Origin of the sequence: Streptomyces sp. TG1A-60, from assembly GCF_037201975.1 — a bacterium.
GTDB lineage: Bacteria > Actinomycetota > Actinomycetes > Streptomycetales > Streptomycetaceae > Streptomyces.
Map to the genome: position 1 here is coordinate 875,298 of NZ_CP147520.1, position 14,204 is coordinate 889,501.

A 14,204-nucleotide genomic window follows, 5' to 3' on the forward strand; every position below is an offset into this window, starting at 1 on the left:
AGGGGTGCGCCACAAACTCCGGTTCACATATCGGCTCATAGGCGGCATCGAGTGCCCCTGAAAGGGGGGCGGGGGACCGCGCGAGCAGCCACGCACCACGTAGCACCCGCGAAGCCTCCACACCCTCCACGACGAAAGACCACAACCCCGCCCCCGCATAGGGTGACCCCATGACATGGCTGATCACAGGCGGGGCTGGCTACATCGGCGCACACGTGGCGAAGGTCATGACCGACGCCGGGGAACAGGTGATCGCGCTGGACGACCTCTCCGCAGGGGTCCGTCGCCGCCTCCCCGACCACATCCCCCTGGTGCGGGGCTCCGCCCACGACGGCGAACTCCTCAAGCGCGTCCTCGCCGAGCACACGGTCACCGGCGTGGTCCATCTCGCGGCCCGCAAGCAGGTGGGCGAATCCGTCGCCCAGCCCACCCGCTACTACCAGGAGAACGTCGGCGGCCTCGCCACCCTCCTGGAAGCCGTGTCCGGAGCCGGCGTCGAGCGCTTCCTCTTCTCCTCCTCCGCCGCCGTCTACGGCAACCCGGACGTGGACCTCATCACCGAGGACACCCCGTGCTCCCCGATGAGCCCGTACGGCGAGACCAAGCTCGCCGGCGAGTGGCTGGTGCGGGCAGCCGGCGAGGCGCACGGTATCGCGACCGTGTGTCTGCGCTACTTCAACGTGGCGGGCGCGGCCGACCCGGCCCTGGCGGACACCGGGATCTTCAACGTCGTCCCGATGGTCTTCGACCGCCTCACCCGCGACGAGGCCCCGCGGATCTTCGGTGACGACTACCCGACCCCGGACGGCACCTGCGTCCGGGACTACATCCATGTCGCCGACCTCGCGGACGCGCACCTCGCGGCGGCCCGGCGCCTCACCACCGAGGACGGCACGGGCGACCTGACCGTGAACATCGGCCGCGGCGAAGGCGTTTCCGTCCGCGAACTCGTCACTTTGATCGGCGAGGTGACCGGCGACCACCGGCCCCCGCTGGTGGAGCCGCGCCGCCCCGGTGACGCGCCGCGCGCGGTCGCCTCGGCCGCGCTGGCGGCGCGAGAGCTCGGCTGGACGGCGCGGCGCGGGGTACGCGAGATGGTCGAGTCGGCCTGGGCGGGCTGGCGGCTGCATCACGGCCTGTGACCGGCCCTCGATCATGGCAACACTCTGACCTGCGTGTCGTTTCCGCAGGTCAGAGCAGATGACAACGGTGTTCAGTGCCGCGTTGCCGGATACCCCCCCACCCGTAGTTCACTGTGATCCCGATCCGAACACACGAACGCGATGAAGGGCGGATGCATGGGGGCTGGGCACGATCACGGGCACGCGCGTCACGCGCCGAGCAGTGGTACGGCGGCAGCGGCGTACCGCGGCAGGCTGCGGATCGCGTTGTCGATCACGCTCACCGTCATGGTGGTCGAGATCGTCGGTGGCGTTCTCGCCGATTCGCTGGCGCTCATCGCGGACGCGGCGCACATGGCGACGGACGCGGTGGGCCTGGGCATGGCGCTCCTCGCGATCCACTTCGCGAACCGTCCGGCGAGCGGCAACCGCACCTTCGGTTACGCGCGGGCCGAGATACTCGCGGCGCTCGCCAACTGTCTGCTGCTGCTCGGCGTCGGCGGCTATGTGCTCTACGAGGCGATCCAGCGCTTCATCACGCCCGCGGGGACCGAGGGCGGGCTGACCGTGGTGTTCGGCGCGGTCGGTCTGGTCGCGAACACGATCTCGCTGACCCTGCTGATGCGGGGCCAGAAGGAGAGCCTGAACGTCCGGGGCGCTTTCCTGGAGGTGGCGGCGGACGCGCTCGGCTCGGTGGCGGTGATCGTCTCCGCGACGGTCGTCCTGTTCACCGGCTGGCAGGCCGCCGACCCGATCGCCTCGCTGGTCATCGCTCTGATGATCGTCCCGCGTACGGTGAAGCTGCTGCGCGAGACCCTCGACGTCCTGCTGGAGGCTGCTCCCAAGAACGTCGACATGGCAGAGGTGCGATCCCACATACTGGCACTGCCGGGGGTGGAGGACGTCCACGATCTGCACGCCTGGACGATCACCTCCGGTTTGCCGGTGCTCTCGGCCCATGTGGTCGTCGGCTCCGACACGTTGGACTCCATGGGACACGAGAAGATACTGCACGACCTCCAGGGGTGCATCGGCGATCACTTCGACGTCGAGCACTGCACCTTCCAGCTGGAGCCGAGCGGCCACGCGGAACACGAGGCGAAGCTGTGCCACTGAACATCGACTGGAGCACGCGGCCGGAGACGCCCGCCGACCGGGAGGCGGTGTACGCGGTCAACGCCGCCGCCTTCGAGACCGACGCGGAGGCGAAGCTGGTGGACGCGCTGCGCGGGACACCGGACGCCTGGCTGTCCGGACTGTCGTACGTGGCCGAGACACCGGACGGCACGGTCTCGGCGTAAGCCCTGATCACCCGCTGCCTGGTGGACGAGACGCCCGCGCCGGCACTGGCCCCCGTGGCGGTGCTGCCGGACCGGCAGCGGCAAGGGGCGGGCGGGGCCGTCGTACGCGCGGCGCTGGCGGCGGCACGCACGAGTGGGGAGCGGCTCGTCCTCGTGCTGGGACATCCCGAGTACTATCCGCGCTTCGGCTTCGCCCGGGCATCCGAGTACGGTATCCGGCCCGGTTTCGACGTGCCGGACGCGGCGATGATGGCCCTGGTCCTGAACGGTTCCGGGCCGGTGGCGTCCGGCACCATCAGGTATCCGGCCGCGTTCGGGGTCTGACGCGCGGGCCGCCCTCGTCGCCGGCGCGGACGCGCGGGTGTCATGGGGCGGGATGCGTGGGTAGGACATGCGGGTTGGCGCGAAGTGCCGGGAGTGCTGGTTTCGTGCGGCAGACTTTGAGGCTCGAAGAACGAGGCGAAGGATGGGCATGCCGATCACACCTGCCACCGCGATGCACAGTTCACAAGGGGGGCACCTCCCAAACCCTGGAGGCTCTGGGGGAGGCACCACGGAAGCGATCCTGTTGGAACTGGTCGACGAGGTCGGCACCACGATCGGCACCGCGGAGAAGCTGGCCGCCCATCAGCCCCCCGGGCAGTTGCACCGGGCGTTCTCCGTCTTCCTCTTCGACGAGCGCGGCCGGCTGCTGCTCCAGCAGCGCGCCCTCGGCAAGTACCACTCTCCCGGGGTCTGGTCGAACACCTGCTGCGGCCATCCCTACCCGGGAGAGTCCCCCTTCGCGGCTGCGGCGCGGCGGACACACGAGGAGCTGGGGGTCTCCCCGGCGCTGCTCGGCGAGGCGGGCACGGTCCGCTACAACCACCCTGACCCGGAATCCGGCCTGGTGGAGCAGGAGTTCAACCATCTGTTCGTCGGGCTGCTGCGGGCCCCGCTGCGGCCCGATCCGGACGAGGTCGGCGCCACCGCGTTCGTGACCCCGGCCGAGCTGGCGGAGCGCCATGCCAAGGACACCTTCTCGTCCTGGTTCATGACGGTCCTGGGCGCGGCCCGGCCGGCGGTCCGGGAGTTGACGGGTCCCTCCGCCGGCTGGTGATCACACCATCTCACCCTTGGATCAGATGTGCGGGCGCGAGCGGCAGGGCGGCCCAGATCACCTTGCCGCCACTCGCGGTGTGCTCGACGTCGCAGACGCCGCCCGCCTCCAGGGTGATCTCACGCACCAGGAGCAGCCCCCGGCCGCCGAGCCGGCCGTGGTCGGTCTCCAGGGCGGTCGGACGGTAGGGGTGGTTGTCCTCCACCGAGACCCGCACCCACTCGGCGTCGACGGCGACCTCGACGGCGAGCGTGGGCGACAGGAGCGCCGCGTGTTTGACCGCGTTCGTCACCAGCTCGGAGAGGATCAGCAGAAGCCCTTGGACCAGGTCGTCGGAGATCGGCACACCCTGCCGGGCGAGCAGGCCCCGGACGGCACGCCGCGCCTGCGGCACCGAGGCGTCGACGGCGGCAGCGGTGAACCGCCAGACCCCTTCGTACGGCAGTGGTACCGGCGGCCTCGGGTCGGCGGGCACATGCCCGTCGCCTCCAGGGCGTGGGTCGCTCCCGCGCCCTTGGTCGTCCATGGTCCGGTCGCCACCCTTGTGCTCGATTGTCACCACATGTCGAGTGTTGGTAACTCAGCGCTGCGCGCGGAGGACTGAACAGAAGTCAGCGCGTATCGGCGACTTTCGGACCACTCGCGTTCACGTCGGGCAGCCCTGCGACCGCTTCTGCTTGGGGCGGGCCCCTTTCGGAACTATTCGGGTTGTACGGGTTCGACGTCGGGCATCGTCGCCTTCCGGGCCCCTTCTTGATCGTGTGGGCGCGGTGGTGGCTAGCATCCCGTACATGGAGCCTCAGCTGCTGGACACCCTCGCCGACGGGGTCGCGACCGTCGTCGTCCATCACCCAGCCAAGCGCAACGCCATGACGGCCGGGATGTGGCGGGCGCTGCCGCCGCTCCTCGACCGGCTGGCCGCCGACCCCGCCGTGCGGGCGCTGGTACTCACCGGGGAGGGCGGGACGTTCTGTGCGGGGGCCGACATCTCCACGCTACGGGAGTCGCCGGACGACGCCCAGCAGTTGGCCGTTCTCGCCGAGGAGACTCTCGCGGCGTTCCCCAAACCGACCCTCGCGGCGATCCGCGGGCACTGCGTGGGCGGGGGCGCGCAGCTGGCGGCGGCCTGCGATCTGCGGTTCGCGGAGGCGGGGTCGCTGTTCGGGATCACGCCCGCGAAGCTGGGGCTCGTCTACCCGTCCTCCTCCACCCGGCGGTTGGTGTCGCTGGTCGGTCCCGGCACCGCCAAGTACCTGCTGTTCTCCGGTGAGTTGATCGACGCGGACCGGGCGCTGCGCACGGGGTTGGTGGACGAGGTGCTGCCCGCCGGTGAACTGGACGGGCGGGTGGCCGGGTTCACCCGGGTGCTGGTCTCCCGCTCCCGGCTGACGCAGGCGGCGGCCAAGGAGTTCGCGAACGGCCGTACGGACCGCGACGCCCACTGGGCCGAGCAGGCGCGCGGCAGCGGCGACACCACGGAGGGCGTCGCCGCGTTCCTGGATCGCAGACCGCCCCGGTTCGCATGGAGCATCTGAACTCGCCTGCCGCGTCCGGCCGCTGACCGCTCGTCGGCCGCGTGCTCACCGCAGCACGAAGCGGCTGTTCTCGCGGAACCACTCGACGAGGTGGGCGGGGGCCTTCTCGGGGGCGCCCGCGTCGTACGGCGGCTGGGGGTCGTACTCGGTCGCCAGCTGGATCGCCTGGGCGTGGTCGTCGCCCGCGATCCGGCCGAGCAGGGTCAGCCCCATGTCGATGCCGGAGGAGACGCCGGCCGCGGTGACGTACTTGCCGTCGAACACCACACGCTCCCCCGTCGGCTCGGCGCCGAACCGCTTCAGCTCGTCGAGGGCCAGCCAGTGCGAGGTCGCGCGACGGCCCTGGAGCAGCCCGGCGGCGGCGAGCAGCAGGGAGCCGGTGCACACGGAGGTCGTCCAGGTGCTGGCGGTGTCGGCCGTGCGCAGCCAGCCCAGCAGGGCCTCGTTCTCCATCTGCGCGCTCTGTCCGGGGCCGCCGGGGACGATCACGATGTCGGGGCTCGGCACCTCCGCCAGGGGCCGGTCGGCCGTGATCGCGAGGGCGCCCTGGTCGGTGCGGACAGGGCCGGTCTCCTCGGCGACGAAGACGAGTTCGGCGTCGGGTGCGCGGCCCAGGGTCTCGTAGGGGCCCACCGCGTCCAGGGCGGTGAAACGGTCGAAGAGGACGATCGCGATCTGCATGGGACTGCCTTCCGTGAGTGCGGCGCTCCGCGAGGCGGTCGCGCGGGTGCGCTACGGGGTCGGAGCGGGGCGAAAGCGGCGGCGGTACTCCGCCGGGGCCGTGCCGAGGGTCTTGACGAAGGCGCGGCGCATGGCCTCGGAGGTTCCGTAGCCGCAGGTGCGGGAGATCTCCTCGACTCCGTCGGAGGTGTCCTCCAGGAGGCGGCGGGCGTGTTCGAGGCGGACGCGGTCGACGTACCGGCCCGGGGTCGTGCCCGTCTCGGCCCGGAAAACGCGGGCGAAGTGGCGGGGTGAGAGCCGGGCGCGGGCGGCCAGGGTCTCGACGCTCAGGTCGTCGCCGGGGTGCTCGGTGATCCACTGCTGGACCTCGCGGAGCGGTTCCCGCCGGGCGGTCTGGGCGGCGAGCTGGGCGCTGAACTGGGCCTGGTTACCCGGCCGGCGCAGGAAGACGACCAGATGGCGGGCGATGGCGAGGGCGGCGTCGCGGCCGATGTCCTCCTCGACGAGCGCGAGGGCGAGGTCGATGCCGGAGGTGACGCCGGCGGAGGTGGCGATGTGCCCGTCGCGTATGTAGATGGGGTCCGGGTCGACCTCGACGGCCGGGTGGTCGCGGGCCAGCCTGTGGCAGTACGCCCAGTGCGTGGTCGCCCGGCGGCCGTCCAGGACCTTTTCTGCCATGGGCGGGACCGGGACGTGGCTCGGGTCGGCCGGGGCTCGCGATCCGCGAGGGCCGACCCTGCCCTTCGTACCAACCAGTCGGTAACCTGCGGGGCATGACCTCTTCTCTGCCGAAGCGCGCCGGTCGGCGCTGCCACAACCTCCTCAATCCCTTCCACTCGGCGCACTACTTCTCGCCGGACCTCGGGCGGGAGCTGGCCGCCGTGGGGGTTCGGGACCCGAGGGCGGCGTACTTCGCGGTGCGGGCCGCGGCGATGGGCGGGGTCGGCCCGGGCGTGGTGACGGCGACGTTCTTCAACTTCCGGCACGAACTGGTGGCGGAGCATGTGCCCGCCGTGTGGGAGACAGCCGCGCCGCCGATGGCGCTGGCGGCCCGCGAGCGGGCCGTCGACGCCACGCTGCGGCGGCTGCTCGGCGAGGAGCTGATCGCCTCCGAGGAGGTCGCCGAGGCGGCGGAGCTGGCGCTGCGTGCCACCGAGGCGTGCGCGAGGACCGCGCGCCCCCTGTACGCCGCGCACGCCGATCTCCCCATACCCGAGCGCCCCCACCTCGCGCTCTGGCACGCGACCACTCTGCTGCGCGAACACCGTGGTGACGGGCATCTGCACGTGCTCCTCGACGCCGGTCTCGATCCGGTCGAGGCTCTGGTCAGCCACACCGCGACCGGCAAGGGCATGTCCCCGAAATGGGTCCTCGGCACGCGCGGCTGGAACCGGGACGAGTGGGACGCGGCGAGCGCACGGCTCCGGGACCGCGGCCTGCTGGACACCGAGGGCGAGCTGACGGAGGCGGGCGTCGCCCTCCGCGGGGAGATCGAGGCCGCGACGGACCGCCTCGACCTGGCGCCGTACGAGCACCTGGGCGCCGCCGGGGTGGACCGGCTCACTGAGCTGATGACCTCTCTGGTGACGACCCTGCTCGCCGCGGGGGCGTTCCCGGCGGGAATGATCGGCACAAGCTGACCGGATCGGTTCAGGCATGAACGGTACGGGGCGCGGTACCCGATCGTTCCTGGCCCAGCCAGCCGGGAGACGAAAGGGGAAGTACGTGTTCCGTGCGATCGCAGACGTGTTGCGGCAGATCGGTGGGGCCATCGCGACGGTGGTGACGCTGCCGTTCCGGGCCGTGGCCCGGCTCTTCGGCGGCGCGTCGAGCTCGACGCGCCGCACCGGGCGAGCCCGTCGGGCCTGATCTTCGGCCGGGCCCTGGACGCCGGAGCCGGACGCGACCACGCGTCCGGCTCCACGTCTGTCCCGGGCCGATGTGACTGGTCGAGATAGTCGTCACCAAGGTGGGTCGGCGAGCTGGTACCGAGCACAGACTTGAGCGCGGTAGTTGTCACTGTTTGGCCATTCCAGTTGTCACCACCTAGGGCTTTTCGCTCTAGTTGTCACCAACTTCGATCGTTGGGATCGCTGTACGTCAGCGATCTGGTTGCTTGGTGATGTGGACACGAGAAGCGGGTTGTCCGGACTCGGCGACGCGGTCGCTGCGGCGTCCACCGATGCGCTGTGGTCGCATTGGTGCACGTGGGCCGACCTGCTCGCCCCGGTCGATGTCTCCGGTGGTCGGGCCGGGCTCGACCTGGCTCCGGGGTGGGAGTCGCGGTGGTCTGTGACGTGGCGAACCACCAGCGAAGAGCTCACGCGGTCGGTCGAGGAGTTGATTCGGTACGGGTTGCGTGAGTTCGCTCCGATGCGCGTGTTCACGTGGCGGCGGGAACAACGTCACCGTCCCGGGCTGCCGTTTGTTCAGAGCACCGGTCGCCTACACGGGGCGGAGAGCATAGAAGAGGCTCGGTTCCTGCTCGCTCTGGACTTCGCCGGCGAGGTGACGGATGTTGTTTCGCAGCCGTTCAGGATGCGCTTCGGCGGAGCCCTCGGAGAACGACCGCACACCCCGGACTACCTGGTGCGCACGAGGGCCGGTGTCTGGCTGATCGACGTACGCCCGGCTGAGCTGATCTTCGAGAAGGATTGGGAGTCGTTCGCTGCCGCCGCAGAGCTGGCTCGCGTCTGCGGTTGGGAGTTCGCGGTCGTGGGTGAGTGGCTGCCTCACATCATGATGACCTTGGACTGGCTGTCGTCGCGTCGGCGGTCGATGGCGGACCCTCTTCAGTTGGAGCCGACCCTCCTGGCTGAAGCAGCAGCCGGCGGGCGAACCTTCGGCGAGCTGGCGGCCTGCACCGCCTTCCCGCCGGTGGCCCGGGCCCACCTGCTGCATCTGCTCTGGCACCGACGGTTGGGGCTGGACCTGCGGGCCCCTCTCGGTGACGGTTCGGTGATCGTCACGGGGAAGGTGTCGCCATGACTGCGACCGCACTGGACGTGTCAGTCGGCAGCGCTCTCGTGCTCGACGGGGACGAGTGGCGCGTCGAGCGAGGCGAACCGCACACCGGCCGCGTCCACTTGGTGGCCCTGGACGGAACTCGGCAGAGCGTGACCTACCGCTTTCTGGCCCACCACCCGGACTGTCACTCCTCCTCGGTCACCGCCGCAGAGGGAGCCAGCCGCAGCCGTCAGCCCAAGAGCCTGGGTGACTTGACGCCGCGCCAGTTGGAGCTGGTCAAGGTCCGACTGGAACACCTGGCGGAAGTCAGGACCGGCTTCCGCAGCGGGGACCGACTTCGACCGGGACCGGGCGAGCCGAAGCCGCAATACAACCCGGACACGAGCACGGTCACCTCGCGGAGGCATGCAAAGGTCGCCGAGTTGCAGGCGATGGGCCGTCAGGAAGCAAGACTTCTCGCGCTGGACCAGGTCGGGCTTCGCACGCTGATCCGCTGGGAGAAGCAGTTCCAGCGGGACGGGATCATCGGCTGTGCTGATGACCGGTGGCTGCGCGAGAGCGGCAGCCACCGGAAGGTCAACAAGGAGGTCCGTGAGGCGATCCACGCGGTCAGGCAGGAGACGAAACACCTGTCGAAGGTGAGCATGACCACCAAAGTCCGGCTGATCACGCAGTACATGCATGAGACGTTCGGGACCGCCCCCGAGGACGTCCCGAGCTACGCGGTGCTGCGGCGGGTCTGGCATGAGTGGTTCGGCTCGGGGCGGGGACGTCAGCGCAATCAGCAGGGCGACGATCTGGTGAGCAATGACGGCTACGTGCTGATCGATCGCCCCGGCAAGGTCGTCGCCCTGGACACCACGGTGCTTCCGGTCATGGTTCGCGAATCGGTCTTCGACGAAGCAGTGAAGGTGCATCTCACCCTCGCCCTTTGCACCTACACGCACTCGATCTGCGCGTTTCGTCTGACGCTGGTCTCGGACACGTCGGTCGACGTCGCGATGGGCAGCGCTTCAGGAATGGCTGATCCCAAGTCCGATCTGGGACGAGATGACGGACAAAATCCTCAACGAACCGATCATGATCTCAGCCTCCGTACGCGAGCTGTTCACGACCAAGGCGGAGAGGATCCTCGCCTCAGCAGTGGTCTGGACTCTGGTGACACGGGGGCGCAAGACGCTCGCTCCACAGATGAACAAGTACAAGGCCGTGCTCACGCAGCGAGGCGATCACCCAACCTGGCGAGTCTTCACCGGCTCCGGAGCCTCCCTCGCAGGCCGACTGTCCATCGACCTCCTGCAGACATACTCAGAGGAGGTAGCGCACCGGATCGACCACGGTATGCAGGCCCAGTGATTCGGTCGGTGGGAGCGGGCAACGGTTGTCGACGGATTTGGGCAGCACTTGGCGATCAGGGAGCTCGAAAATGTCGTTGAGAACTAGCAACGCTGAGCTTGACGTCGGGTGGCGATTTCGCTGAAGGAGGCAGCTGACTGGCTGCCCCCTTCAGCGTGTTAGATGTTGGTTTGCGCCTTCTGGGGTCAGACAGTCAGTTGATCGAGGATGCCGGCCACCTCCGCCGGTTTGAGCAGAAACCCGACGTGGCTGGTGGCCAGGGTGTGCACGTCGTACGGATTGTTGGGCGTCAAGGCGTCGGCCTCGGCGATCAGACGGTTCTGCATTGCCACGGGAAGTGACCGGTCGTCGGTGAGACGGATGTAGGTGCGGGCGATGGTGCCCCAGGTTCCGGCGTGGCCGCGTGCGTCGGCCATCATCACCGCCAGGGATTCGTCCGGCTGCAGGAGGTTGAGAAAGGACCGGAACTGTTCATCGGTGCCGTCCGCCATGATCGCCGCCTTGAGTGCCGCGAGCAGGTTCGGGTCGGCGGTGCGGTAATTGGCCCGACCGACGCCGAGTTCGGCGGGGTCGCCGACGTTCAACGCGGCCAATGGGGCCAGCAGGTTGCCGCCGAACTCGGGATCCTGCATGTACTCGATGGGGTTCGCGCGCTGCACGCACGACCACGCGGAGATGTAGACGAGTCGGCTCACCAGGTCAGGGACCGTGTTGCCCACCCCGGTGATGGTGGTTCCGCCGAGGCTGGCGCCCACCAGCACCACCGGCCCTTGCTCGGCCACCCGTCGGACGATGTCGACGACCATGTCGACGTTGTCCTGCAGGGTGACCCCGGCCAGAGTCGACGGTTCGGCCGCCCAAGCTTCGAGGTCCTGCGGGGCCTGGTAGGCGGCCGGGTACTGCGCGTCGAAGCCGTGCCCCGGCAGGTCGACAGCGAAGCTGCGATGGCCGAGCAGCGCCAGTTCGCGCTGGACAGGAGCCCACATCAGCGAACTGGAGCACGAGCCGTGCACGAGTACGAAAGTGGTATTCGCATCGCGGACCTGCTGCGGAGAGGAGGAGTTGGCGGAGAGGGATGTCATACGGGTCAGTCCAATGTCCGGTGGGCGGCGCGGCAGGCATGCCGGACAAGCCGATGCCGGCGCGGTGAGCCGCCGAAGGTGAAGGAGAATCGCGCACCTGTCACCAGGCGCGTCGCGGTTCGGTAGCCGGGCGCACGCAGACCGGTGCAGCGGTCAACCAGCGCATGCCAGCCCGTCAGGGGCAGCACGCGACGTGGAAGCGCTCACCGGGAACAGTGCGCGTCGACGGACAGGGCCGAGCGATACCCGCAGGGCAGTGCCATGAGACCTCCGTGGTCTCCTGCGGGTTCTCCGACCGGCGCCGGTCGCTGAGCGACTGCGGCGGCAGACGTCTTAGGCGGTCCGAAGGCGGACGAACATGTAGGACATGGCAAGACCCTACCGGATCACGGATCACTGCCGAGTCCGGGTCGTGTCCCAGCGGGGCGGACTGACCTCGGCCTCAGACAGGGGCAACCGCAGCTGCTGACGCGCCGTGCCAACCAGCCCAGTGACAAGTATCGCGACCAGGTGACAACTATCTCGACCAATCACAGCCGACTGCGCCCGTGTCACGCCCTGAGCCCCCGCTGTCGGTGTCACCTGCCACAATTGCCGCGCAACCTCTGTGGAGAAGGCGGTACGGGATCGTGACGACACCCCTCGTAGGGTCCATCGAAGGCAGGATCGCCGAGGAACTCGGCGTACGGGAGCGGCAGGTCAAGGCCGCGGTGGAGCTGCTCGACGGCGGTTCGACCGTGCCCTTCATCGCCCGCTACCGCAAGGAAGCGACCGAGATGCTCGACGACGCGCAGCTGCGCACGCTCGAGGAGCGGCTGCGCTATCTGCGGGAGCTGGAGGAGCGGCGGACGGCGATCCTCGACTCGGTGCGCGAGCAGGGCAAGCTGACGCCCGAGGTCGAGGCGCGGCTCCGCGCCGCCGAGACCAAGGCGCGGCTGGAGGACGTCTACCTCCCGTTCAAGCCGAAGCGGCGTACGAAGGCGCAGATCGCGCGCGAGGCGGGACTTGAGCCGCTGGCCGAAGGGCTGCTCGGCGACCCGAGCAGCGAGCCGTCGGCCGCCGCTGTCGCGTTCGTGGACGCCGAGAAGGGCGTCGCCGATCCGCAGGCCGCGCTGGACGGCGCGCGGGCGATCCTCACCGAGCGCTTCTCGGAGGACGCCGACCTGATCGGCGAGCTGCGTGAGCGCATGTGGGTGCGGGGCCGGCTGGCCGCCAGGGTGAAGGACGGCAAGGAGGAGACGGGCGCCAAGTTCGCCGACTACTTCGACTTCGCGGAGCCGTTCACCGAGCTGCCCTCGCACCGCATCCTGGCGATGCTGCGTGGCGAGAAGGAGGACGTCCTCGATCTCGTCCTGGAGCCGGAGGAGCCCTCCGAGCGGCCCGGTCCCTCGTCGTACGAGGCGATCGTCGCCAGCCGGTTCCAGATCGCCGACCGAGGCCGGCCCGCCGACAAGTGGCTGACGGACACAGTGCGTTGGGCCTGGCGAACCCGCATTCTGGTCCACCTCGGCATCGACCTGCGGCTGCGGCTGCGGACGGCCGCCGAGGACGAGGCGGTGAACGTGTTCGCGGCGAACCTGCGCGACCTGCTCCTCGCCGCCCCCGCCGGTACACGCGCGACGCTCGGCCTCGACCCCGGCTTCCGTACGGGCGTGAAGGTCGCCGTGGTCGACGCGACCGGCAAGGTCGTCGCCACCGACGTCATCCACCCGCACGTTCCGGCCAACAGGTGGGACGAGGCCATCGCCAGGCTGGCGCGTCTGGCCAAGGAGCACGCGGTCGAGCTGATCGCGATCGGCAACGGCACGGCGTCCCGGGAGACCGACAAGCTCGCCGGTGAACTGATCACCAGGCACCCGGAGTTGAAGCTCACCAAGGTGATGGTGTCCGAGGCGGGCGCGTCCGTGTACTCCGCCTCCGCCTTCGCCTCGCAGGAGCTGCCGGACATGGACGTCTCGCTGCGCGGCGCCGTCTCGATCGCGCGCCGCCTTCAGGACCCCCTCGCCGAACTGGTGAAGATCGACCCGAAGTCGATCGGCGTCGGCCAGTACCAGCACGACCTGTCCGAGGTGAAGCTGTCGCGTTCGCTGGACGCGGTGGTCGAGGACTGTGTGAACGGCGTCGGCGTCGACGTGAACACGGCCTCCGCCCCGCTGCTGGCGCGCGTCTCCGGCATCTCCTCCGGGCTCGCCGAGAACATCGTGGCCCACCGCGACGCCAACGGCCCGTTCACGTCGCGCTCCCAGCTGAAGGGTGTGGCCCGGCTCGGCCCCAAGGCGTACGAGCAGTGCGCGGGCTTCCTGCGGATCCGGGACGGCGACGACCCGCTGGACGCGTCCAGCGTGCACCCCGAGGCGTACCCCGTCGTACGGCGGATGGTGAAGACCTCCGGTCAGGAGGTGGCGGCGCTCATCGGCAACACGGGTGTCCTGCGGTCGCTCAGGCCCCAGGAATTCGTGAACGACACGTTCGGTCTGCCGACCGTGACGGACATCCTGAAGGAGTTGGAGAAGCCGGGCCGTGACCCTCGGCCTGCCTTCAGGACGGCCACCTTCAAGGAGGGCGTCGAGAAGATCTCCGATCTCGTCTCCGGCATGGTGCTGGAGGGGGTCGTGACGAACGTGGCGGCCTTCGGGGCGTTCATCGACGTCGGTGTCCACCAGGACGGCCTGGCGCACGTCTCCGCGCTGTCCAAGACGTTCGTCAAGGACCCTCGGGACGTGGTGAAGCCCGGTGACATCGTCAAGGTGAAGGTCCTCGACGTCGACATTCCGCGGAAGAGGATCTCCCTGACGCTGCGGTTGGACGACGAGGCCGCGCCGAAGGGACAGGGCCAGGGGCAGCCGGGTGGGGGTTCCCGGCCTCAGCGTGGCGCTCGTGGATCTCAGCCGCCACGGCAGCAGGGGCGTGGCAGTGGCGGTGGCGGTTCCCGGCAGGGGGGTGCGGCGACGGCTCCGGCGAACAGTGCGATGGCTGACGCGCTACGGCGGGCGGGGTTGGTGGATCCGAAGCGGCGCTGAGCGGTCCGGCGGGGGTTTCGCCCCCGCCGCCCGCGGGACGCG

At 69.8% G+C, this 14,204-nt stretch carries 12 protein-coding genes and 2 pseudogenes; 10 read left to right on the top strand and 4 right to left on the bottom strand.

Annotated features, from left to right (window positions below; genetic code table 11):
* Positions 1-170: 170 nt before the first annotated feature.
* The 4 genes and pseudogenes from galE (at position 171) to idi (ending at position 3,521) form a co-directional block, all read left to right on the top strand.
* Positions 171-1,142: a UDP-glucose 4-epimerase GalE gene (gene galE, locus WBG99_RS03195; protein ID WP_338894832.1), complete on the top strand. Its 972-nt coding sequence runs from the start codon at positions 171-173 to the stop codon at positions 1,140-1,142.
* A 156-nt stretch (positions 1,143-1,298) separates the two neighbouring features.
* Positions 1,299-2,237 (top strand): cation diffusion facilitator family transporter, encoded by a 939-nt coding sequence (locus WBG99_RS03200; RefSeq protein WP_338894833.1) that lies wholly within the window; start codon positions 1,299-1,301, stop codon positions 2,235-2,237.
* 8 nt (positions 2,238-2,245) lie between these two features.
* Positions 2,246-2,746, top strand: a pseudogene (locus WBG99_RS03205) (N-acetyltransferase); the annotation flags it as partial.
* A 172-nt stretch (positions 2,747-2,918) separates the two neighbouring features.
* Positions 2,919-3,521, top strand: a complete 603-nt coding sequence (idi, locus tag WBG99_RS03210; protein ID WP_338900192.1) for an isopentenyl-diphosphate Delta-isomerase — start codon at positions 2,919-2,921, stop codon at positions 3,519-3,521.
* Between the two features lie 10 nt (positions 3,522-3,531).
* Here idi and WBG99_RS03215 read toward each other — a convergent pair whose 3' ends face one another.
* Entirely contained in the window at positions 3,532-4,047 is a 516-nt protein-coding gene (locus WBG99_RS03215; RefSeq protein ID WP_338900193.1) for an ATP-binding protein, read from the bottom strand.
* Between the two features lie 265 nt (positions 4,048-4,312).
* Here WBG99_RS03215 and WBG99_RS03220 point away from each other — a divergent pair, with 265 nt between their 5' ends.
* Positions 4,313-5,056, top strand: a complete 744-nt coding sequence (locus tag WBG99_RS03220; RefSeq protein ID WP_338894834.1) for an enoyl-CoA hydratase-related protein — start codon at positions 4,313-4,315, stop codon at positions 5,054-5,056.
* A 45-nt stretch (positions 5,057-5,101) separates the two neighbouring features.
* Here the strand turns inward: WBG99_RS03220 and WBG99_RS03225 are convergent, their stop codons facing one another.
* Both WBG99_RS03225 and WBG99_RS03230 read right to left on the bottom strand, forming a co-directional pair.
* Positions 5,102-5,737: a DJ-1/PfpI family protein gene (locus WBG99_RS03225; RefSeq protein ID WP_338894835.1), complete on the bottom strand. Its 636-nt coding sequence runs from the start codon at positions 5,735-5,737 to the stop codon at positions 5,102-5,104.
* A 51-nt stretch (positions 5,738-5,788) separates the two neighbouring features.
* Positions 5,789-6,403 (bottom strand): annotated as a pseudogene (locus WBG99_RS03230) (helix-turn-helix domain-containing protein); the annotation flags it as partial.
* A 107-nt stretch (positions 6,404-6,510) separates the two neighbouring features.
* Between WBG99_RS03230 and WBG99_RS03235 the strand changes: the two are divergent.
* From WBG99_RS03235 to WBG99_RS03250, 4 genes are all read left to right on the top strand, one after another.
* Positions 6,511-7,377 carry a hypothetical protein gene (locus WBG99_RS03235; RefSeq protein ID WP_338894837.1) on the top strand — a complete coding sequence of 289 codons (867 nt, stop codon included), beginning with the start codon at positions 6,511-6,513 and terminating at the stop codon, positions 7,375-7,377.
* An 85-nt stretch (positions 7,378-7,462) separates the two neighbouring features.
* Entirely contained in the window at positions 7,463-7,606 is a 144-nt protein-coding gene (locus WBG99_RS03240; RefSeq protein WP_169797823.1) for an LPFR motif small protein, read from the top strand.
* Positions 7,607-7,879: 273 nt separating this feature from the next.
* Positions 7,880-8,725: a TnsA-like heteromeric transposase endonuclease subunit gene (locus tag WBG99_RS03245; RefSeq protein WP_338894839.1), complete on the top strand. Its 846-nt coding sequence runs from the start codon at positions 7,880-7,882 to the stop codon at positions 8,723-8,725.
* Positions 8,722-10,140 (top strand): hypothetical protein, encoded by a 1,419-nt coding sequence (locus WBG99_RS03250; RefSeq protein ID WP_338894840.1) that lies wholly within the window; start codon positions 8,722-8,724, stop codon positions 10,138-10,140. Before WBG99_RS03245 ends, WBG99_RS03250 begins: the two co-directional genes overlap by 4 nt.
* Before the next feature lie 105 nt (positions 10,141-10,245).
* On the opposite strand, the gene WBG99_RS03255 is transcribed toward WBG99_RS03250, so the two are convergent.
* Positions 10,246-11,142 (bottom strand): alpha/beta fold hydrolase, encoded by an 897-nt coding sequence (locus tag WBG99_RS03255; RefSeq protein WP_338894842.1) that lies wholly within the window; start codon positions 11,140-11,142, stop codon positions 10,246-10,248.
* 629 nt (positions 11,143-11,771) lie between these two features.
* Between WBG99_RS03255 and WBG99_RS03260 the strand changes: the two genes are divergently transcribed.
* Positions 11,772-14,162, top strand: a complete 2,391-nt coding sequence (locus WBG99_RS03260) for a Tex family protein (RefSeq protein WP_338894844.1) — start codon at positions 11,772-11,774, stop codon at positions 14,160-14,162.
* The last annotated feature ends 42 nt before the right edge of the window (positions 14,163-14,204 follow it).

What these genes read in the sequence shown, in the direction of transcription:
- WBG99_RS03235 (WP_338894837.1), top strand. Translation starts at nt 6,511, where the DNA reads ATGACCTCTTCTCTGCCGAAGCGCGCCGGTCGGCGCTGCCACAACCTC.
- WBG99_RS03220 (WP_338894834.1), top strand. Translation starts at nt 4,313, where the DNA reads ATGGAGCCTCAGCTGCTGGACACCCTCGCCGACGGGGTCGCGACCGTC.
- idi (WP_338900192.1), top strand. Translation starts at nt 2,919, where the DNA reads ATGCACAGTTCACAAGGGGGGCACCTCCCAAACCCTGGAGGCTCTGGG.
- WBG99_RS03215 (WP_338900193.1), bottom strand. Translation starts at nt 4,047, where the DNA reads ATGGACGACCAAGGGCGCGGGAGCGACCCACGCCCTGGAGGCGACGGG.
- WBG99_RS03250 (WP_338894840.1), top strand. Translation starts at nt 8,722, where the DNA reads ATGACTGCGACCGCACTGGACGTGTCAGTCGGCAGCGCTCTCGTGCTC.
- galE (WP_338894832.1), top strand. Translation starts at nt 171, where the DNA reads ATGACATGGCTGATCACAGGCGGGGCTGGCTACATCGGCGCACACGTG.
- WBG99_RS03200 (WP_338894833.1), top strand. Translation starts at nt 1,299, where the DNA reads ATGGGGGCTGGGCACGATCACGGGCACGCGCGTCACGCGCCGAGCAGT.
- WBG99_RS03255 (WP_338894842.1), bottom strand. Translation starts at nt 11,142, where the DNA reads ATGACATCCCTCTCCGCCAACTCCTCCTCTCCGCAGCAGGTCCGCGAT.
- WBG99_RS03225 (WP_338894835.1), bottom strand. Translation starts at nt 5,737, where the DNA reads ATGCAGATCGCGATCGTCCTCTTCGACCGTTTCACCGCCCTGGACGCG.